Below are 18551 nucleotides of genomic sequence, written 5' to 3'. Positions count from 1 at the left end.
GCCCCGTCGGGGCAGGCGCAGCGATCGGAACGTGAGATTTGGGGGGGTCACGGACTTAGCCTTCATTGGGATCAGGGGTCCAACCCGCGCACGACCTGTTAACGACATCAGTCAGGCCATTACGGGCGTTTTCAGTATTCAAACGGGATGCTTTGCATACCGGACGCGCGCGTGCGCCGGACAAGCGCGCGTACCAGGCGCTACACCTCCTCCATCCCATAGTCCCGGCAGTGCCCCCGCAACTCGGCCAGGAGCCGCCAAGTCTCGGCCAAGCGGTCCGCATCCAGATCCGCCGTCGTCGCATTAGCCCAACGGGTAAAGACGCGATTGGCCTCCGCGACCGCCGACTGGCCATCCTCCGTCAGTTCGACCAGCCGGGCGGTCTTGTGGTGCGGATTTTCGCTCAAACACACGAGCCCCTGGTGCTCCAGGTCGTTAACCACGCGCTGCACCGCTTGGCGCGAGATTCCAAGGTTGCGAGCGATCATGGGCACGGTGAGCGGCTGGCCTGACTCGTCGATCGAGCCGACGACCTGCCAACGCGCGCTCGTCAGGCCGCAGGGCCCAACCATTCGCTCGCCCATAGCGATCAACTCGCCGTGCAGGCGAAAAACCTCGAAGATCAACTCGGCGAGCTGCTCGGTTTGTGGACTGCGGTGGGGTTTGCTCATGCGAACACCATGACACCATGCTACATATTTGACAACATATTGCTTTAATGAAAATGGATTGTCTCCAACCATCAAGCATCAAACTGCCAACGACCATGCGGACAGATTTCTCGGTAACCGAGGCCAGCAAGCCGTTATGGGCGCAAGCCAAAGCAGGTCCGACCGGTTCCACGGCCACGCGCCGGTTCTGCGCACATATCGAGACATGCCGCGCCGAGTCCTAAAAGACGGACTTTGAGGACCTCAAACAATCCACACATGAATCCGACGGTTGATCTTGGAGTCCCTCCACCCGGGCGACCGATCACCTACAACGCCGAATTAAATAAAACTCATGTATCTCAGACCGGACCTATGATTTCTGCACATTCTCTATGCAGGGGATCCGGACAACCACACCGCAGGAAAGCGGCGGGTATTCACGTGAGAGCTCTCGTTTGCGTACGCTCTCTCACTCCGAGGTCGCCTTGGGATACGCATGGAGACACGGCGCCACCAGATGCTGACCTGCGCTTCTTTAACGCAGCGTTGTCATCTTTGGAATGGCGATGTCTGCCGATCAGACGGCAGACATCGCCAGGAAGCTTACGCCAGGTGTTCTTTGAAGAAGGACTGCAGCTTGTCGAAGGGGATGATGTCCATCTGGTCATACAGATCGACGTGATCCGCACCTTCGATGATCATCAACTCTTTCGGTTCGGCGGCCGCGGCGTGAGCGTCTTCGCTGAAGTAGCGCGAATGCGCCTCGGATCCCGCGATCAACAGCATCGGACGCGGCGAGATTTCCGTGATGTAGGTCAGAAGCGGCATGTTCATGAACGACATCGGGGTCGTCACGGTCCAGCCGGTCGTGGAGTTCACCGAACGTTTGTGGAAGCCGCGTTCGGTCTTGTAATAGCCGTAGTACATCCGGACCACGGGATCATCGACCCCGTCCAGGCTGTCCGGCAAGCCGCCGGCTAGCGCCGGCGAGTCGGCCTTGGCATCGACCCAGCGCTGGTAGCTCATCTTCTCGAGCTGCTGTGCGCGCTGCTCGTCGGTCATGCTGTCATAGTAGCCTTTCGCCATCACCCGGGACATGTCGTACATGCTCGTCGTCGCGACGGCCTTGACGCGCTTGTCCGCAGCCACCGCGTTCAGGGCCATGCCGCCGAAGCCGCAAATACCGATAATACCGATCCGTTCCCGGTCGACGGAGGGGTGCAGGCCGAGGGCATCGATCGCGGCCATGAAATCTTCAGTATTGATGTCCGGCGAGGCAACGCTGCGCGGCTCGCCCCCGCTTTCGCCCACATAGGACGGATCGAAGGCGACCGTGACGTAGCCGCGCTCCGCCATCGTCTGGGCGTAGAGGCCGGCGGCCTGTTCCTTTACGGCGCCGAACGGGCCCGCAACGGCAATCGCCGGCAGCGCTGCCTCCGCGCGGTCCTTCGGCAGATACAGGTCGCCGACGAGCGTGATGCCGTAGCGGTTGGTGAAGGTAACACGCCCGTAATCGACAGCATCGCTCTTCGGGAAGGTCTTGTCCCACTCCTTGCTGGACTGTGCGAAGACCGGTGCGCCAGCAACGGATACGGCACTCAGGGCCGCGGCGCCAGCCCCCGCCATCTTGAGAAAGTCGCGTCGGCCGGCATCGGGCTCGTCGGTGCGCGTCGGAGCATTTTCGAGGTCGGTTGGTCTGTTCACGGCAGAGTCTCCTAACAGGTTTGCCTTTGAACACGACAATTTAAGCAAAGCCGTACCGACCGATTAGTGAGGGCACCTTGCTTGTTGCCATGAATGTATCTCATCAATCCCCCGGCGCCCGCTTTTAGAAACGGTGCTAATGAGAGCATCCCAAATTTTCCGTGTAATCAGGGAAACTCAGGATCGTTAGTCTCCGCGCGTACGACAGGTTAAGGAGACACTTTGTGACGGATATGAGCTTTGCCGAGGGCGGGAGAAACGCAGGTGCAGCCTGGGGAGCGGTGCTTTCGATGTCGCTCTGCGTGGCCCTGTTGCTTACGGCCGAGTTCATGCCGGTCAGTTTGCTGACCCCTATGGCGGGTGGGCTGAACGCAACCAATGGCCAAATCGGTCAGGCCGTCTCGTTAAGCGGCTTTTCCGCAGTGGTGACCAGCCTGCTGATCACCACCGTGGCCGGACGTTTAAACCGCAAGCTCGTGCTGATCGCGCTCACGGCCCTGATGCTGCTATCACTCGTGATGGTGGCGATGGCCCAGTCTTTCGCCACGCTGATCGCCGCACGCGTCCTGCTGGGGATTTGCATCGGCGGCTTCTGGTCCCTGGCAACCTCGATCATCATGCGGCTGGTTCCGGCAAAGGACGTGCCGCGCGCATTGGCGTTGATGTATGGCGGACAGGCGGTCGCGGCGGCCTTTGCTGCACCTCTGGGGAGCTATCTCGGTGGGCTGATCGGCTGGCGAGGCGTGTTTTGGGCGTTGGTCCCCTTCGTCACCGTGAACCTCTTGTGGCACCTCATCGCATTGCCCTCGCTGCCGACCCGGTTCAAACAGGATATCCGCGTATTCGGCCAATTGCTCGGCCGTCGCTATTTCTTGCGCGGGCTGCTGGCGCTGAGCTTCACATTCGGCTCGGCCTTCACGATGTTCACCTATCTGCGCCCTTTTCTCGAGGAGATCACCGGCGTGGGCGTGGATACCTTGTCCATCCTGCTACTGATCCTAGGTTCTGCCGGGTTCGTCGGGACGTCTGTATCTGGCCGTCTGGTCGGGAACCAAGTCGAGCGGCTGCTCCGGTTGCCCGCGCTGGTCATGGGCAGCAGCACGCTGGGACTGCTGCTCTTCGGCGATGGCCTGATCGCCACCGGGATTCTGCTTGCCGTCTGGGGGGCGATGAACACCGCCATGTCCGTGATCTGGATGGGCTGGATGTCGCAAAACGTGGATGACCAGCCAGAAGCCGCGGGCAGCCTGATGGTTGCCATCATTCAGGCTTCGATCCTGCTCGGCGCCATGATCGGTGGTGTCCTGCTAGACCACCTCTCGGTCACCGCAACCTTCGCCGGAAGCGTGGTTCTCGCCCTCGTGGCCATTGCCATCGCTGGCAATGGCCGGAAACTGGTGAAGTCGTCTGCTTGAGGGGTGCATATCCCTGGAGAGAACGCATGAAGACAACCGATCGACTCAGCCTTAGCCGCCGCAGCTTCCTAGCCGGCGCGGCCACGACCATTCTCCTGCCGACAGCTGGACGCTCTCAGAACGACACGCGGCGGATCCGCTGCAGCTTCGCCGAGCAGGTCGCGATCTATCGCCTGCAGGACAATGCGACGGTGCGCGATCTGATCTCGATGCTCCCGCTCGACCTAACGATCGAGGATTTCTCGACCAACGAAAAGATCGCGCATCTACCGCGCCGCCTCGACGAAGAGGGATTCGCGCCTTTCCATGACGAGACGCCGGGCGATCTCTGCTACTTCCTTGGCTGGGGAAATCTTGCCTTCTTCTACGACGACTACACGTTCCGTGACGACCTGATCCGGTTGGGACATATCGAAGGTGGGCTCGCGCCGCTGCGGCACAAAGGCAAATACCCACTGCGCATCGAGCTCCTAAGCTGAGCCGGAAATCGGTCAGCGCGGTGCCAGGGGGATGCCCGACATGGCTGCGAACCGGGAAATCACCTCGTCCTGAAAACGTGAATCCGATACTTTCGGATCGGCTGACTGCCGTCGCATGTGATGCCAATAGGCGCCACTCTCTTGTACGGCAGCATCCCCACTGGTCGCCAGCCAACACTGCGTGACGTGCGCTTGTTCGATCGGGTCGCTGGCCGACCGGCCACCCATGCGGGTGGGCACCCAGCCGGGGTCGACCGTATGGCACAGTACCTCTGGCCAATACCGGGCGAGCCCGGCGGAGAGCGCCGTGACCAGCAGTTTGCTTTCGCCATAGGCCCGGCTCGCAGACCAGGGGTGGCGTGTCCAGTCGATATCGTCAAGCACGTCCGAATGGCCTCTGTGCATGGAACTGCCGGTAAAAATCAGCCGTTTCGGACGATCGGCCAGTACGCTCAGCACATAAGGGGCAATAGCATTCACCATCAGGACGCGCAGAAGCCCGTCCGGCGTTTTCTCCCGTCGATTGTCGATGATACCCGCGTTGTGGAGGATCGCGTCCATCGGACCAATAGCGTTCAAATCCTGGGCGAGGGCACGGGTTTCAGAGAGGCTTCCGAGGTCTGCGCTCAGAACCTGGGCACGCTCGGCAAGGTCGCCGAACGCCTTGGCGCGGGCGGGGTTGCGGGCATGCAAAACGACCTCATGGCCTTCGGCAAGCAGCATCTCTGCGGCATTGCGTCCAACCCCCTCGGTCGATCCAGTAATGAAAACGCGGGCCATCTCACTCTCTTTCTTAAACATGCGACGGCCTATCCGATTCTAGCGCATTCCGACAGATTAAAAACGCCAGTGACACCTGCAACGTGGCCCGAGCGCATGTGGCTCAAAGAAGCGTCCCGCCAGCGGCAACAGGCACCAGGATGGGAGTTGCGACCGATCGCCTGAGCCCCATAATAAATTCGAGTTGATCGAAACAGCTCATCAGCCTGGGACTTTATGCCGCGCGAGAACACCAACGATCTCAGAGCCTTCATCGCCGTCGCACAGGAGCGGAACTTCACCCGCGCCGCCGCCACGCTCGGCGTATCGCAGTCGGCGCTCAGCCACACGGTACGCCAATTGGAAGATCGTCTGGGCGTGCGCCTGCTGACCCGGACCACCCGCGCCGTCGCCCCGACCGAGGCCGGCCAACGGCTGCTAGACGGCATTGCGCACCACTTCGAGGAAATCGACGCCCATGTCGAAGCCTTGGGTGCGTTGCGCGACTCGCCGGCGGGTACGGTACGGCTGGTGTCTTCGGAACTCGGTATCAGCCAGTTGCTATGGCCGAAGCTTCTGCCGTTCCTGAAAGAACATCCCGACATCAATGTCGAGATTACGCTCGATAACGGGCTGAACGATATTGTCAGCGAAGGCTACGATGCGGGCGTACGGCGCGGGGAGCACATGGCGCGCGACATGATCTCGGCACGGATCGGGCCGAATCTGCGCTACATCGTTGTCGGCGTTCCCGAGATCTTCGACACCTACCCCTGGCCTGAGCATCCACGTGACCTGGCCCATCTGCCGTGCGTCAACTTCCGCCTGCAATCCAGTGGCAGAAATTTCGCCTGGGAGTTCCAGGAAGACGGTCACGTGCTGCGGGTGAAAGTTGAAGGGCAGATCGCTTTTAATAACATTTTCTTGTGTCTCGAAGCCGCCCTGGCAGGCTTCGGCCTGACCTACATGTCCGTCGATCTGGCGGAGCCGCACCTGAGAGCCGGTCGCCTCGTCCAGGTCCTGGACGCGTATTGTCCGGCCTGGGACGGCTTTCACCTCTATTATCCGAACCGGCGCCAGGCCTCCCCAGCCTTCCGTGCCGTTCTTGAAGCGCTGCGCCACCGGGAGTGAGACGCAGTCCCCCAGCCGAAATTGTGGCCGTGGGCCAGAGTTGGCGCCCTGGCGTTTGTCACTCTTGCGTGATCCCGTGGCTTTCCAACACCGCGCGCATGCGCTGCGCGACCGTATCGGGATCGCGCAGCAATCCCGCCTGGTCGGCCAGGCGCAGCAACTCCGAAAGATGCAGGATGTTGCGGGCGCTCTCCTGGCCCCCGACCATCACGAAGTGGTCCTGGAAGCCATTCAGGTAGGCAAGGAAGACGACGCCCGTCTTGTAGAAACGCGTTGGCGCCGAGAAGATAAGTCGCGCCAGCGGGACCGTGGGTTCCAGGATTTCGTGGAACCGTTTCTCCTTTCCCTCGGCCAACGCGTCGAGCGCCGCCGAGGCCGCCGGCGCGATCGGATCGAAAACGCCTAATAGCGCGTCGCTATAGCCCTCCGTGTCGCCGGCGATCAACTCAGCGAAGTTGAAATCATCGCCGGTGTACATGCGCACGCCCTTCGGCAAACGGCGGCGCATCGAGAGTTCCTTCTCCTTATCGAGCAGCGAGAGCTTGATCCCGTCGACCTTCTGCGCGTTCGCCGCCAGGACGTCGAGACAGACATCCATGGCCTGGGCATGATCGGATCGCCCCCAATACCCCGCCAATGCCGGATCGAACATTTCGCCCAGCCAGTGCACGATCACCGGCTGCTTGATTTGCGAGAGCAGGCGTCCGTAGACCTTGGCGTAATCGTCGGGAGACTCGGCCGCCGCGGCGAGCGCCCGGCTCGACATGACGATCATGCGGCCGTTCAGGGACTCCACGACCTCCGCCTGCTCTTCATAGGCGCGGATCACCTGGTCGAGCGTGACGTCTGGTCCCGGCGCCAAATGGTCCGTGCCGACCCCGCAGGCGATCATGGCGTCGCCGTGCGCCTGCGCTTCCCTGAGACTGCGCCGGATCAATTCCTGGGCCTCGGTCCAGGCAAGCCCCATGCCGCGTTGGGCCGTATCCATCGCTTCGGCGACGCCGAAGCCCAGGTCCCAGAGCGTATGGCGAAAGGCCAGCGTTCTGTCCCAGTCGATCGCCGGCTCAAGCCAGGGATCGGCTTGCGACAGAGGATCGGCCACGACGTGGCCGGCCGCATAGGCGATCCGGTTGAAGTGATTGCGCGGACGGTCGGGAAAGCGGGTCGGGGCGCCCAACGTATAGCGCTCCATGGCCCCGTTCTCGGTCGGCAGGCGAAGGCTCGTCATCACCAGAACTCCCGGAGGTCAGCTTGAATCGAAGGGGGCCAGCGCTAGGCCTGCGGCACCCACCAATTGGTGCGCGCACCCATATGGAGCTGTACGGTCTTCTGTTCCGTGAACTCGTCCAGACCGAAATGCCCGAGTTCCCGACCCAGGCCGCTCTGCTTGAATCCGCCGAACGGCAACTCCGGGTAGCCGTCCATCCAAGTGTTGACCCAAACGGTGCCCGCACGGGCCCGCCGCGCGTAGGCAAGACAATTGTCGATGCTACGGCTCCAGATTCCTGCGGACAGCCCGTAAAGACAGTCGTTGGTAATGGAAATCGCCTCGTCCAAGGTGTCGAAGGTCAGGGCCGACAGCACCGGCCCAAACACCTCGTCGCGGGCGATCTCCATGTCCGGCGAGACCCCGGACACGACGGTCGGCTCGAAATAGCGGCCTTCCCCGTTCGGCGCCTGCAACGCACGCCCGCCGAGACGCAGCGTGGCCCCCTGCGTCACCGCCTGCTCGACATAGCCCTGAATCTTGCGCTCGTGGGCCTCCGAGATGATCGCGCCCACGCGGGCCTGCGAGTCGAGGGGGTCCCCGAACGGCACCTGCCGGGACAGCTCAACAACGCGCTGCGTGAACTCCTCGGCGATATCGCGATGAACCAGCAGCCGCGAGCTCGAATTGCAGCACTGACCGCCGTTGAAATAGACGCCGAACACCACAGCGTCGGCGGCCGCCTCCAGATCGGCGTCAGGGAAGATCACCTGAGGATTCTTGCCGCCGAGTTCGAGCGACACTTTCTTGAGCGTTCCCGCCGAAGCCGCCACGGCCTCCTTGCCGACCTGCGTCGACCCCGTGAAGGAGACCATGTCGACGTCATCAGAATGGGTCAGGACAGCGCCGACCGGGTCGCCTTCGCCCAGCACCACGTTGACCACACCGTCCGGCAGACCGACCTCGTCGAGCAATCCGGCCAGCATCACGGTGGTACCACTGGTCAGCTCGGACGGCTTGAGTGCCACCGTGCAACCTGCCGCAAGGGCGAACGGTAGCTTTTGGGCGGCGATGATGAAGGGAAAGTTCCACGGCGTGATGATCGAGACGACGCCGATCGGCTCCCGCATTACCAGGCCAAGCATGTCGTCGCCGAGTGCGTTATAGCTATCGCCACGCACGTTCCAAGCCAGCGTGGCTGCGTACCGCCACAGGGCGGCCGCGCCAGACACCTCCGCCCGGGCCTGGGTGATGGGCTTGCCACTTTCCAGCACCTCCTGAACGGCGATCGTCTCGTGATCCCGTTCGATACGCTCCGCCACCTGGCAGAGATAGTCGTGGCGCTGCTTGCCGGAGAGGCGCGACCAACGGCCGTCGTCGAACGCCTGGCGCGCGGCCACGACCGCATCCCGGGCGTCGTCCGCGGTGCCTTTGGCATACTGGCCGACAAGGGCGTCGTGCGCCGGGCTTCGGCGCGCCATCGTCTGGCTATCACCACTGTCGCGCCATTTCCCGTCGATAAAATGCCTACCGACGTATGGCGTCGACGGCAAGTCTGCCGCGCGTGCGCCGAACGTCAGTTTCCAGTCCGTGCTGGCCATCGGTGTTTCCCCACGTCTCTATTTGGATGAATTACCGGCCGACAAAATTCGGCACGCGTTTTTCCTTGAAGCTGGCGACGCCTTCCGCCTTGTCGCCGGTCGTAGCCACGAAGCTGCCAGCCAAGGCCTCGATCGCGGATTCGCTCCCCTCCCCGACTGCGGCATTCACCATCTGCTTGCAGACTTCAACGGCCACGGGACCGGTCTTGGCGATCTCGTCAGCAGTTTCGCGAGCCGCTGCGAGGGCCGTGCCGGTCTCGGCCAACGCGCCGACGAAGCCGATGCGATAAGCGTGTTCGGCGTTGATCGGCCGGCCCGTAAACAGCATCTGCCGGAAAACGGCATGCGGCAGTTGCCGGGCCAGCCGCTGCGTGCCGGACCAGCCGGGCACGATTCCGACCCGTGCCTCGGGCATTGCGAAGCGGGCCGCCCGCCCGGCGATCCGGATGTCACAAGCCGCCAGGAGTTCGAGGCCGCCGCCATAGGCCACGCCTTCGACGGCACCGATAACGGGCTGCGGCAGTTGGGCTAGCCGTGCAAAGACGCGATGGCCGGTGCGAATCCAGTCCCGTCCGAATTCGACGGCCTCATAGCCGCTCCAGTCGCCGACGTCGGCACCAGCGCAGAACGCTCGCTCGCCTGCGGCATGAACGATCAGCGCCCGCACCTCCGATCCGGCCGCTTCGACCCGTTCCAGGCAGTCCTCCAAGCATGAGAGCCCCTGGCGGGTCAGCACATTCAGCCGGTCCGGATCGTTGAGCTCCAGAAACGCCATACGGTCTTCGAACCGGAGTTGAACGAGACTCGCCATCAAGCTTCTCCTTCTGAAATCTGCGTGGGCCTGTTCTGCGGAGAGCACCCGCTTCCGCAAGTTCGGCGCACCACCAAGTCGGGTTCCAGGAAGACCTGCTGCGGCTCCGAGCCGGGGTGCTCGAGCTTGTCCAAAAGCAACTCGGAAGCACGGCGTCCGATCTCGTGAACCTTGAGGTCGACGGTGGTAAGCGGAGGCACGGCGACACGCGACAAGGGCAGATCGTCGAAACCGGTCAGCGCGACATCCTCTCCGACGGCGATGCCTTCCGCCCACAGGCGCTCGGACGCGCTGAACGCGAGGAGATCGTTGTAGCAAACGATCGCCGTCGGCCGAGGCGATCTCTCCAGCAGGCGCTCGATAGCTATGGCGCCGGCCGTCACGGTCGGTCTGATGTCGATCACCCAGTCCGGGTTGAGGCCCACACCGCGCTCCTCCAGAGCCGCCGCGAAGCCGCCGAAACGGGCGTCGCGAGCCGGGTTCCCGGGTTCACCGCCGATAAACGCCAAATCGCTGTGCCCGAGGTCCAGCAGGTGTCGGGCCACCAGTTCGCCCGCCTTGCGGTTGTCCGGCCCGACGAATGCAACCCCCTCGACGTCCAGGGGACGCACGGCCAGGACCGTTGGGATCTCCCGCTCAAGAAGCGGGGACAACGCCTCTCGATCCGTGCCGGTGGCCGCACAGACGATCACGCCGGCGACCCGCATCTCCAGAAGCGACCGGATATACCGCGACTGCCGGGCTACGTTCTCGGAACTGCTCAGCAGGTGTGTCAGATAATCGTCTTCCTCCGACGCCTCCTGCACTGCGGTCGCGAGCTCGGCGAAGAACGGGTTGCGCACGTCGTTGATCAGCAGCCCGATGGCCTGCGTCGTCCTGCTGCGCAGATTGGCCGCGTTGCGATCGTAGACGTAGCCGAGTTCGTCGATCGCACGGTGCACGGCCTCCTTCGTGGCCTCCGAGATCGCCCCCTTCCGGCGCAGCACGAGAGAGACCGTGGACGGTGAAACGCCGACATAGCGGGCGATGTCGGTGATCGTGACGCGCGAGCTTGGCATGACGTGCGGCTTGCCCCCTTTGTCCTATCGCTTGGCCGCCGAAATATCGGTCTCCCCCGGCAGGCCGAAGAACGACCAAATTGCGGGCATCTGCCCTGCCAGCATTTCCTCGCCGGGCACAACCGCATGACCCCGGGCCGAAGCCGCCGCGGTCAGGCGGGTCGCCCGCCCTGCCATAACGGCATCGGCGACGACACAGTCCGGGTCGAGCCGCTCGGGCGCAACGGGAAGAGGATCCGCCGGGTCGAGGCCCAGCGGCGTGCAGTTGACCACAAGGCGCAGCCCCTGGAAGTCGTCAGCGAATTCGCACGCTGGGTATCCAGACTGCGTAAGCTGGTGGACAAGCTGCCGGCAGCGGTCGGTATCGCGGTCGCGCACCTGGATCGGCGCCGCGCCTGCTTCGGCCAGGGCGAACGCGACGGCGACGCCCGCCCCGCCGGCGCCGACTACGAGCGTAGAGCGGCCGTCCGGCTCCACCCCTGCGCGCCGCAGCGCGTTGACCATACCGAACCCATCGAACAGGTCGCCGTGCAGGCCATCGCCAGTCTTACGAACGACGTTTGCCACGCCGGCGGCCTCGGCCGCACGTCCATGGCTGCCGCATTGCAGGAAGGCGGCGCGCTTGTGCGGGATCGTGACGACCGCGCCCTCGAAGTTCCGGACCCCGGACAACCCGTCAAGCACGCCGGCGAAGTCCTCGGCGCCGACATGCAGCGACAGCATGATCGCGTCGACCCCGCGCTCGGCGGCCAAAGCGTTGAAGACGTCGGGCGAACGGGCCTGTTTCACAGGGTCTCCGATGATTGCGAACAGCCTTTGCATCACGCCGCTCGCGCCCCCGCAGCGTCCGCTTTGATCATCTCGGCGGCACGCTCGGCGATCATGATCGTCGGCGCGTTCGTATTGCCGCTGATCTCCGAGGGCATCACGGAACTGTCGCAGACACGCAGTCCCTCGACCCCCCTGACGCGCAGACGTTGGTCCACGACCGCCTCGGCGTCCTCGCCCATGCGGCAAGTCCCGACCGGGTGATAGTCGGTCTTCGCCCACGCCCGCGCATAGTCCAGCAGTTCGGCGTCGGTCCTGACGTCGGGGCCTGGCATGTGCTCGCCCTTCAAGTATTTGGCGATCGCCGGCCGCGCGAGAATCTCGCGTGCGTACTTCAAGGCCTCGACCGCCATCCGGCGGTCCTCCTCGGCACTGAAATACCCGGGGTCGATCAGCGGAGCCGCACCCGGATCAGCGGAGCGCAACCGGACGTTGCCGCGGCTATGCGGGCGCAGGAAGTTGGTATAGAGACTGATGCCGTAATCCTTCACCCGCACCATGCCGTGCTCGATCACGAAGGCGGGCAGGAAGTGAAGCTGCGTATCCGGGATTTCGGAGGCCGGATCGACCGACACGAAGCCGCCGGCCTCGACCACGTTGGTGGTCGCGGGGCCATTCCCGAACAGGATGTATTGCAACGCCCACCACGCCTGCTCGAAATACCGGTCAGTTCCGAAGTAGCTATGCGGCCCATCGCAATAGGCGGTCACATAGCAGTCCAGATGATCCTGTAGATTCTCGCCAACGCCGGTGAGTTCGTGAACCACGTCGATGCCGTGTCCGCGCAGATGGTCGGGACGCCCGATTCCCGAGAGCATCAGCAGTTTCGGCGACCCGATGGCCCCGCTCGTGACCAGCACCTCCCGGTCAGCCCGGACCTCTTGCTCCTCGCCGTTGCGATCCTGCCGGTAGCGAACGCCGACGGCCCGCCCCTTCTCGATCAGAAGCCTGGTCGTCGTCGCGCGGGTGGCTACGTCAAGGTTCGGCCGGCTGCGCGCCGGATGCAGGTAGCACACGGCAGCGCTGGCGCGACGCCCCCTGACCGTCGTGGTCTGGTGAAAGCCGACGCCGGTCTGGCTTTCGCCGTTAAAATCCGGGGTAAAGCGGGCTCCGGTATCCTGGGCGGCCTTCAGGAAGGCGCGCGTGATCTCGCGCGGACTGATCGGATCCGACACGCTCAGCGGTCCGTCGATGCCGTGATAGACATTGTTCAGCCGGGAGTTGGCCTCGGCCTTGCGGAAATAGGGAAGCACCTGGTCATACGACCACTGGTCGCAGCCTTCCCTGGCCCACCGGTCGTAATCGGCCGCATGCCCCCGGGTGTAGATCATGGCGTTGATCGACGACCCACCACCCAAGGTTCGGCCCTGAGGATACCACATCTCGCGATCGTTCAGATGCCGCTGCGGAACGGTCTTGTAACCCCAATTCACCCGCGGACCAGCCAGCTTGGTGAAGCCCGCCGGGATGTGGATCATCGGGTGGCTGTCCGACGAGCCCGCTTCGATCAGCAGCACCCGAATATCCGGGTCTTCCGAGAGCCGTGCAGCCAGAACGCATCCGGCGGAGCCGCCTCCGGCGATGACGTAGTCGTAACGTGTCGCCGCCTTGTCCATCGTTCGCGCTCCGTCGATCAGTGGTCGAAAATGTCGCTGCGCATCAGGGCGGGGTTCCGAACGATCGGCGTGAACTCCATGGCCGCCAACACGTCGCGTTCGAGGTCGATGCCCGGGGCGATTTCGATGATTTCGACGCCGTCCTGAGCGAGCCGGAAGGTGGCGCGCTCGGTGACGTAGATGACCTCCTGTCCGCGGGCCAAGGCTTCCGGCCCGGAGAAGGTCACGCTGGCCACGCGGTCGATCAGCTTCGGGTACTGACCGTGCTGGCGCACCAACAGTTTCCCGTCCTCGACCGAGGTCTGCGTGCCCTTAGCGTCGAACCGGCCGCAGAACACGACTTTGCGGGCGCCCTGGGAGATATCGATGAAGCCGCCCGGTCCGGTCATCTGGCCGCCGAGCTGCGAGACGTTCACATTGCCCTCGGCGTCCATCTCGGCCATTCCGAGGAAGGTGATGTCGAGCCCGCCGCCGCTATAAAGATCGAACTGCTGGGTGGAGGGCACGATCGCCATCGGCCGCGCGGCGATACCGAACAGGTCCCCCATCATCAGTTCGCCCCCATGGATGCCCTGCTCGATCGTCACCCAGTAACGATCGGACGTTCCATTGCGCGCGATGATCTCGGCGACCCCGGCAGACATCCCGAAGCCGAAATTGATCACGGCCCCCTCGAACAGTTCGTCGGCCGCGCGCCGGGCCACAATCCGACGAAGCGTATCGCTCTCCCCGGCAATCGGATCCTGCGGCGCATCGGCCAGACCGGCGAGCGACAGGTCATAACCGCCCCGATAGGTCTGTTGCTGATCGGGCACGACGAGCACGTAATCGACCAGGTTTCCCGTCACCGTCACTTCGCGCGGCCGGAGGCTGCCGGAAGCGACGCGCTCGCGCACCTGGGCGATCACGATCCCGCCGCTATTGCGGGCCGCCATGGCAACGGCCGCATTGTCGAGGTCCGCCGGCTCCTCAACGCAACTAACGTTGCCGTCGGCATCGGCGTAGGTGCCTCGGATGATGCCAACGTCGACCCCGAAGGGCTTATAGCGAAGATAATCCCGGCCATCGAAGGAGACCTTCTCGACCAGATCCTCGTGCGTCCGGGCATTGCATTTCCCGCCGCCGAGCTCCGGGTCCGCGAAAGTCCCCAAGCCGACATGGGTGATCAGGCCTGGGCGGCGAGCGCCGATCTCGCGGAACAGCAGCGAAATCGCCCCGGAGGGAAAGCAATAGGCCTCGATCTCGTTTTCCTCAGCCAGTCGCAGCATCTCCGGAGACCAGATCCAGTGTCCGCCGATCACCCGCCTAACCATGCCCTGATGGGCAAACCGGTTGGTGCCACGGGTCTTGCGATCACCCATCCCCAGCGCGTGCACGTACGTCAGATCGCGCGGGTGTCCGCCTTCCAGGAACGCCTGCTCGATGGCCTGGAACACGCCGTCGGGTTCGACCAGTCCACCGCCGGAACCGCTCGAGATCACTTGCGCTCCGTCCTGGATCAGGGCGGCGACGTCGGCGGCGTCGATTGCCTGCGCCATTATTCGACCTCCAGGGCTTTGCAGGCGTCGGAGGCCCCGACGATGTGGGCAACGACCTGTTCCATCGAAGTGTTCTCGATCTGCTCGTCGGCGCTCACCACGCCGTGGTAGAGCGAGATCACCCGGTCGGCGACCTCGAAGATGTCGGTCAGCCGGTGACTGATCAGAATGACCGTAATGCCCTGGCGCTTGAGTTCGCGGATCAGTTCGAGCACGTGTTCAATTTCCCGCACCGCCAGGGCAGCCGTCGGCTCGTCCATGATCACCAGCTTGGGGCTGAACGTCAGCGCCCGGGCAATGGCGACCGACTGCTGCTGGCCGCCCGAGAGCTTGCCAACCTTCAGATAGATCGATGGAAGACGGACGCTGAGGCGCGAGATCATTTCCTCGGCGCCTCGATAGACGGCGCGTTTATCGATGATGCCGGTCTTCGCGCCGAAGAAGCTGTGCGTGGGCTCGCGTCCCAGGAAAATATTCGAGGCGACATCCTGCTGATTCATCAGCTCGAGGTTCTGGTAGATCATCTCGATGCCGCAGTCGCGAATCACCGCAGGGTCGCCGCCCTGGATCGCTTCGCCGTCAAAGCGGATTTCTCCGGAACTCGGCCGATAGACACCGGTGATAATCTTCATCAGCGTCGATTTCCCGGCCCCGTTGTCGCCGACGATGGCGATCACCTCGCCCTTGTCGGCACAGATATCGACGCCGCGCAGCACCTCAATCGGCCCGAAATGCTTCCTGATATTGCGTATCTCAAGTTGCGCCATTATTCGCTCCTGCGGCTTGACGCCTGGTCGATCCAAACGGCGAGGACCAGAACGATGCCGATCGAGATCTGCTGCCAGAAGGTCGGCACGGCGAGCAGGTTCAGGCCGTTCTGCAAGACGCCCATGATCAGGGCACCGATCAACGTGCCGGCGACGGTCGCGCGGCCACCGAAGAGGTTCGTGCCGCCGATAATGGCTGCGGTGATCGCGCTTAATTCGAAGGTCATGCCCGCCGTCGGATCGCCGGCGTTCACGCGGGCCATGGTCAGCAAGCCGGCAACGCCAGCCATCAGGCCGGACAGCATGTAGAGCTTCACGCGGTGCGGGCCGATGTGGATGCCCATGGCGCGGGCGCCGGTCGCGTTGTCCCCGATCGCCACCGCGTACTTGCCGAAGCGCGTGCGGACCAGAATGAAGTGCAGCCCGAAAGCAAGCAGAATGAACACGATCGCCGGCACCGGGATACCGAAGGGACGCCCCTGTCCCAGGAACAGCAAGGCCTCCGGCAGGCCGTAGATCGATTGCCCGTCGGTCAGAAGCAGCGCGACGCCGCGCGCCACCCCCATCATGCCGAGCGTCACGACGAAGGCTGGGACCTGTCCATAGTGGGTCACGACCCCGTTGACGAAGCCGCAGGCGGCGCCTGCGGCGAGGCTGCCGACCACCGCGAAGTACCAGGGTAGTCCGAGATCGTTCACGACAAGGGCGCCAACGACCCCTGCCAGCGCCATGACCGAACCGACCGAAAGGTCGATGCCCGCCGACCCGATTACGAAGGTCACGCCAAGCGCCAGGATGCCGATCGTCGAAGTCGCCAGAACAATGTTGACCAGGTTGGTGAAGCTGAAGAACAGCGGTGACAGGCTGCCCATGACGATCAGCAGCAGAGCCAGCACGATCAGGGATTCCAGTCGGAAGCCGAATTCGCGCAATCTGGTGACTTGAGACGGTACGGCCCTGCGTATGAACGATGCCGTTGCGTTCATCCGAATATTCCCGAAATTTGGGTGGAGGAGCGGTCGTGGCGGGCGCAAGCGTCCCGCCACCCCACCTGGAGCTATTGGATATAGTCCAGAAGCGGGTTCTCTCCGGTTTCGAGGACGTCCTGGGTCAACACCAGCATCTCGGTGTGCTGATAGTCGTCCACCTGCGCATCTTCGCGGACGACCTTCTCAAGCACATCGACGGCCGTCTTACCCACGAGATACGGAAAGGTCGCAACGCTCGCCGTCAGCCGTCCCGAGCGGATCGACTTGATTGCGCTCGAACTGCCGTCGACACCGATCGTTTCGATATCGCCTCGCCCCGCTGCGATCGCGGACTCGGTGGCGCCGAGCGCCATCGTGTCGTTCGCCGCGAACACGGCGACGAGATCGGGAGTTCGCAGCAGGATGTCGTTGGTGATGTTGGCAGATTTGCCGCGATCCCAGTCGCCGTGCAGCGTGTCGGCGATCTTCAGGTTCGGCGCGACCTCCGACAAACGGCTCTCAAAGCCTTTCGTCCGGGCGATGCTGACGGAGTTGCCGGGCAGCCCCCGCAGAACCAGCACGCTGCCGCTGGCATCCGCCCCCAGTCGATTCGCCAGAAATTCGGCCGCCGCCTTACCGGTGGCCCGGCCGGGCGCGCCGACGGTGAAGGTGACATCGACCCCGGCTTCCTTGGTGATTTCGCGGTTCAGGTTGAAATCCAGATCCGCAATTGGAATGCCCTGCTCGGTCGCGCTCTTCAGGCACGGCAGAAGAATATTGGAGTTGATCGCGCCAACCAACAGCGCATCCGGCTCCCGCAGCAGCATCGATTGGCAATTATTGAGTTGCTGCTCGGCCGCGCTTTCGTTCTCGACCGTCGAGACGATGATATCGATTCCGTGCTGCTCGCCGGCCGCCTTGATGCCTTCCGTCATCGCCCCCCAATGCGGGTTCGCCGGGGTCTTCAGGACGGCCCCAAACATCGTTTGGTCGTCGGCATGTGCCGTTCCCACGGCCAAGCCGATGATCGCGGCCGCCGCCAATAGCGCCCTTCGCATGCTTCCCTCCTCAGGATTTTCGATGGCTCCGGTTGACCGGATGTTATTGGTAGAACGTTACACTAGAACGTTATACTAAGCGCATCAGCTGGAACCGTGCAAGGTTTCAAATGACGTGCCAGTCAGGATCGGGTGAAGCGCCATCGGCTGAACGTGCCGAATGACGCGCTAAACCACTAATTTACCTGGGATATCTGATGCGAGTGCACGCTGGTTCAGCTCACTGGGCCGGCCAGCTAGCTGTAGCGGGCACCGGTGGTATCGCCCCGGCTCTGCTCCCGCGCTTGGTTCACAATCTTGGACTGCCCGCGGGCAGCGCCTCCTGACCGGGAAGATGCAATTATTTCCCGGCGGCGTCGAGGCAACGGCGGCAGTGCACCAGGGCGCGGATGATGTGCTTCTCCACCATGTTCCGGGAAATCCCCAGGCGGGCCGCGATCTCGCCGTTGGCGAGTCCGTCAAGCCGGCTCATCAGAAAGACCTCGCGGCAGCGTGGGGATAACGCGTCCACGGCCTCGGCCAGCAGCAGAAGGCGCTCCCGCGCGAGGGCGGCGGTTTCCGCATCCGGCTCGGAGCACGCCACCGCCTCGGGTACCGGGCTGCCGTCGACGACGCCCGCGTGCGTGCGCTCCCGCGCCATGCGGTCGCGGGCAGCATTCGCGGCCACCTGGAACAGATAGGCCCGGGGCTCTTCCACGGGCCGTCCTGGCGTGCGGCGAAGCAGACGCAGCCACGCCTCCTGAGACACCTCAGCCGCCGTCTCCTCGCAGCGCAGCATGCGCACGAGAAACCGGCGCAACGCCGTCTGATGCTGGCGGTATAGCGCCTCCACCGCAAGCTCCTGCGCCGAGGATCCCATGCTCCCATCCCATCCGCGTCCCGGCCTCCCTACGGCGCGTCGCCATCCGCGCGCTCCTGCTTGAGTGCACCCTCGGGAATACCTGACTGTTTGAATCGG

Annotated in this window: 17 protein-coding genes; 3 read left to right on the top strand and 14 right to left on the bottom strand. The window is 63.6% G+C overall.

Features of this window, described 5'->3' with window-relative positions:
* Positions 1-200 precede the first annotated feature (200 nt).
* Positions 201-671, bottom strand: a complete 471-nt coding sequence (locus RHOSA_RS21240; RefSeq protein WP_051431936.1) for a MarR family winged helix-turn-helix transcriptional regulator — start codon at positions 669-671, stop codon at positions 201-203.
* Between the two features lie 585 nt (positions 672-1256).
* Entirely contained in the window at positions 1257-2357 is a 1101-nt protein-coding gene (locus RHOSA_RS0107935) for an alpha/beta hydrolase (RefSeq protein ID WP_027288252.1), read from the bottom strand.
* 233 nt (positions 2358-2590) lie between these two features.
* On the opposite strand from RHOSA_RS0107935, the gene RHOSA_RS0107930 reads away from it, so the two are divergent.
* A complete protein-coding gene (locus RHOSA_RS0107930; RefSeq protein WP_027288251.1) occupies positions 2591-3772 on the top strand; it encodes an MFS transporter in 1182 nt (393 codons plus the stop codon).
* Positions 3773-3798: 26 nt separating this feature from the next.
* Positions 3799-4251 carry a cyclophilin-like fold protein gene (locus tag RHOSA_RS0107925; protein WP_027288250.1) on the top strand — a complete coding sequence of 151 codons (453 nt, stop codon included), beginning with the start codon at positions 3799-3801 and terminating at the stop codon, positions 4249-4251.
* Between the two features lie 12 nt (positions 4252-4263).
* Here the strand turns inward: RHOSA_RS0107925 and RHOSA_RS0107920 are convergent, their stop codons facing one another.
* Positions 4264-5052: an SDR family NAD(P)-dependent oxidoreductase gene (locus tag RHOSA_RS0107920; RefSeq protein WP_200372000.1), complete on the bottom strand. Its 789-nt coding sequence runs from the start codon at positions 5050-5052 to the stop codon at positions 4264-4266.
* A 195-nt stretch (positions 5053-5247) separates the two neighbouring features.
* Between RHOSA_RS0107920 and RHOSA_RS0107915 the strand changes: the two genes are divergently transcribed.
* Positions 5248-6141: a LysR family transcriptional regulator gene (locus RHOSA_RS0107915; RefSeq protein ID WP_027288248.1), complete on the top strand. Its 894-nt coding sequence runs from the start codon at positions 5248-5250 to the stop codon at positions 6139-6141.
* Between the two features lie 58 nt (positions 6142-6199).
* Here the strand turns inward: RHOSA_RS0107915 and RHOSA_RS0107910 are convergent, their stop codons facing one another.
* From RHOSA_RS0107910 to RHOSA_RS0107860, 11 genes are all read right to left on the bottom strand, one after another.
* Positions 6200-7369, bottom strand: coding sequence for a dihydrodipicolinate synthase family protein (locus RHOSA_RS0107910; protein WP_027288247.1), 1170 nt, complete (start codon positions 7367-7369; stop codon positions 6200-6202).
* A 44-nt stretch (positions 7370-7413) separates the two neighbouring features.
* The gene (locus RHOSA_RS0107905) at positions 7414-8949 is read right to left on the bottom strand and encodes an aldehyde dehydrogenase family protein (RefSeq protein ID WP_051431935.1); all 1536 of its coding nucleotides are present in this window, start codon (positions 8947-8949) and stop codon (positions 7414-7416) included.
* A gap of 31 nt (positions 8950-8980) precedes the next feature.
* On the bottom strand, positions 8981-9724 hold the full coding sequence (locus RHOSA_RS0107900) for an enoyl-CoA hydratase/isomerase family protein (protein WP_169816612.1): 744 nt from the start codon (positions 9722-9724) through the stop codon (positions 8981-8983).
* A gap of 35 nt (positions 9725-9759) precedes the next feature.
* Positions 9760-10818, bottom strand: a complete 1059-nt coding sequence (locus RHOSA_RS21235; RefSeq protein WP_051431934.1) for a LacI family DNA-binding transcriptional regulator — start codon at positions 10816-10818, stop codon at positions 9760-9762.
* Between the two features lie 24 nt (positions 10819-10842).
* Positions 10843-11640, bottom strand: a complete 798-nt coding sequence (locus RHOSA_RS21230) for a shikimate dehydrogenase family protein (RefSeq protein WP_037255909.1) — start codon at positions 11638-11640, stop codon at positions 10843-10845.
* On the bottom strand, positions 11640-13262 hold the full coding sequence (locus RHOSA_RS0107885; RefSeq protein WP_027288244.1) for a GMC family oxidoreductase: 1623 nt from the start codon (positions 13260-13262) through the stop codon (positions 11640-11642). Before RHOSA_RS0107885 ends, RHOSA_RS21230 begins: the two co-directional genes overlap by 1 nt.
* A gap of 17 nt (positions 13263-13279) precedes the next feature.
* Positions 13280-14800, bottom strand: coding sequence for an acyl CoA:acetate/3-ketoacid CoA transferase (locus tag RHOSA_RS0107880; RefSeq protein ID WP_027288243.1), 1521 nt, complete (start codon positions 14798-14800; stop codon positions 13280-13282).
* Positions 14800-15567 carry an ATP-binding cassette domain-containing protein gene (locus RHOSA_RS21225; protein WP_037255904.1) on the bottom strand — a complete coding sequence of 256 codons (768 nt, stop codon included), beginning with the start codon at positions 15565-15567 and terminating at the stop codon, positions 14800-14802. Before RHOSA_RS21225 ends, RHOSA_RS0107880 begins: the two co-directional genes overlap by 1 nt.
* The gene (locus RHOSA_RS0107870) at positions 15567-16499 is read right to left on the bottom strand and encodes an ABC transporter permease (protein ID WP_037255902.1); all 933 of its coding nucleotides are present in this window, start codon (positions 16497-16499) and stop codon (positions 15567-15569) included. The genes RHOSA_RS21225 and RHOSA_RS0107870 overlap by 1 nt, the downstream gene beginning before the upstream one ends.
* 125 nt (positions 16500-16624) lie before the next feature.
* Positions 16625-17593: a substrate-binding domain-containing protein gene (locus tag RHOSA_RS0107865; protein ID WP_027288241.1), complete on the bottom strand. Its 969-nt coding sequence runs from the start codon at positions 17591-17593 to the stop codon at positions 16625-16627.
* Positions 17594-17933: 340 nt separating this feature from the next.
* Positions 17934-18452 (bottom strand): RNA polymerase sigma factor, encoded by a 519-nt coding sequence (locus RHOSA_RS0107860; RefSeq protein WP_027287146.1) that lies wholly within the window; start codon positions 18450-18452, stop codon positions 17934-17936.
* Positions 18453-18551: the final 99 nt, after the last annotated feature.

It is taken from the genome of Rhodovibrio salinarum DSM 9154, from assembly GCF_000515255.1.
In the GTDB taxonomy this organism is placed as follows: domain Bacteria; phylum Pseudomonadota; class Alphaproteobacteria; order Kiloniellales; family Rhodovibrionaceae; genus Rhodovibrio; species Rhodovibrio salinarum.
This window is presented reverse-complemented; position numbering and strand designations above follow the sequence as displayed.

Coding starts and splice junctions, on each gene's coding strand:
- RHOSA_RS21240 (WP_051431936.1), bottom strand. CDS start 671: ATGAGCAAACCCCACCGCAGTCCACAAACCGAGCAGCTCGCCGAGTTG.
- RHOSA_RS0107910 (WP_027288247.1), bottom strand. CDS start 7,369: ATGACGAGCCTTCGCCTGCCGACCGAGAACGGGGCCATGGAGCGCTAT.
- RHOSA_RS21235 (WP_051431934.1), bottom strand. CDS start 10,818: ATGCCAAGCTCGCGCGTCACGATCACCGACATCGCCCGCTATGTCGGC.
- RHOSA_RS21225 (WP_037255904.1), bottom strand. CDS start 15,567: ATGGCGCAACTTGAGATACGCAATATCAGGAAGCATTTCGGGCCGATT.
- RHOSA_RS0107860 (WP_027287146.1), bottom strand. CDS start 18,452: ATGGGATCCTCGGCGCAGGAGCTTGCGGTGGAGGCGCTATACCGCCAG.
- RHOSA_RS0107925 (WP_027288250.1), top strand. CDS start 3,799: ATGAAGACAACCGATCGACTCAGCCTTAGCCGCCGCAGCTTCCTAGCC.
- RHOSA_RS21230 (WP_037255909.1), bottom strand. CDS start 11,640: ATGCAAAGGCTGTTCGCAATCATCGGAGACCCTGTGAAACAGGCCCGT.
- RHOSA_RS0107865 (WP_027288241.1), bottom strand. CDS start 17,593: ATGCGAAGGGCGCTATTGGCGGCGGCCGCGATCATCGGCTTGGCCGTG.
- RHOSA_RS0107930 (WP_027288251.1), top strand. CDS start 2,591: ATGAGCTTTGCCGAGGGCGGGAGAAACGCAGGTGCAGCCTGGGGAGCG.
- RHOSA_RS0107885 (WP_027288244.1), bottom strand. CDS start 13,262: ATGGACAAGGCGGCGACACGTTACGACTACGTCATCGCCGGAGGCGGC.
- RHOSA_RS0107915 (WP_027288248.1), top strand. CDS start 5,248: ATGCCGCGCGAGAACACCAACGATCTCAGAGCCTTCATCGCCGTCGCA.
- RHOSA_RS0107880 (WP_027288243.1), bottom strand. CDS start 14,800: ATGGCGCAGGCAATCGACGCCGCCGACGTCGCCGCCCTGATCCAGGAC.
- RHOSA_RS0107920 (WP_200372000.1), bottom strand. CDS start 5,052: ATGTTTAAGAAAGAGAGTGAGATGGCCCGCGTTTTCATTACTGGATCG.
- RHOSA_RS0107900 (WP_169816612.1), bottom strand. CDS start 9,724: ATGGCGTTTCTGGAGCTCAACGATCCGGACCGGCTGAATGTGCTGACC.
- RHOSA_RS0107905 (WP_051431935.1), bottom strand. CDS start 8,949: ATGGCCAGCACGGACTGGAAACTGACGTTCGGCGCACGCGCGGCAGAC.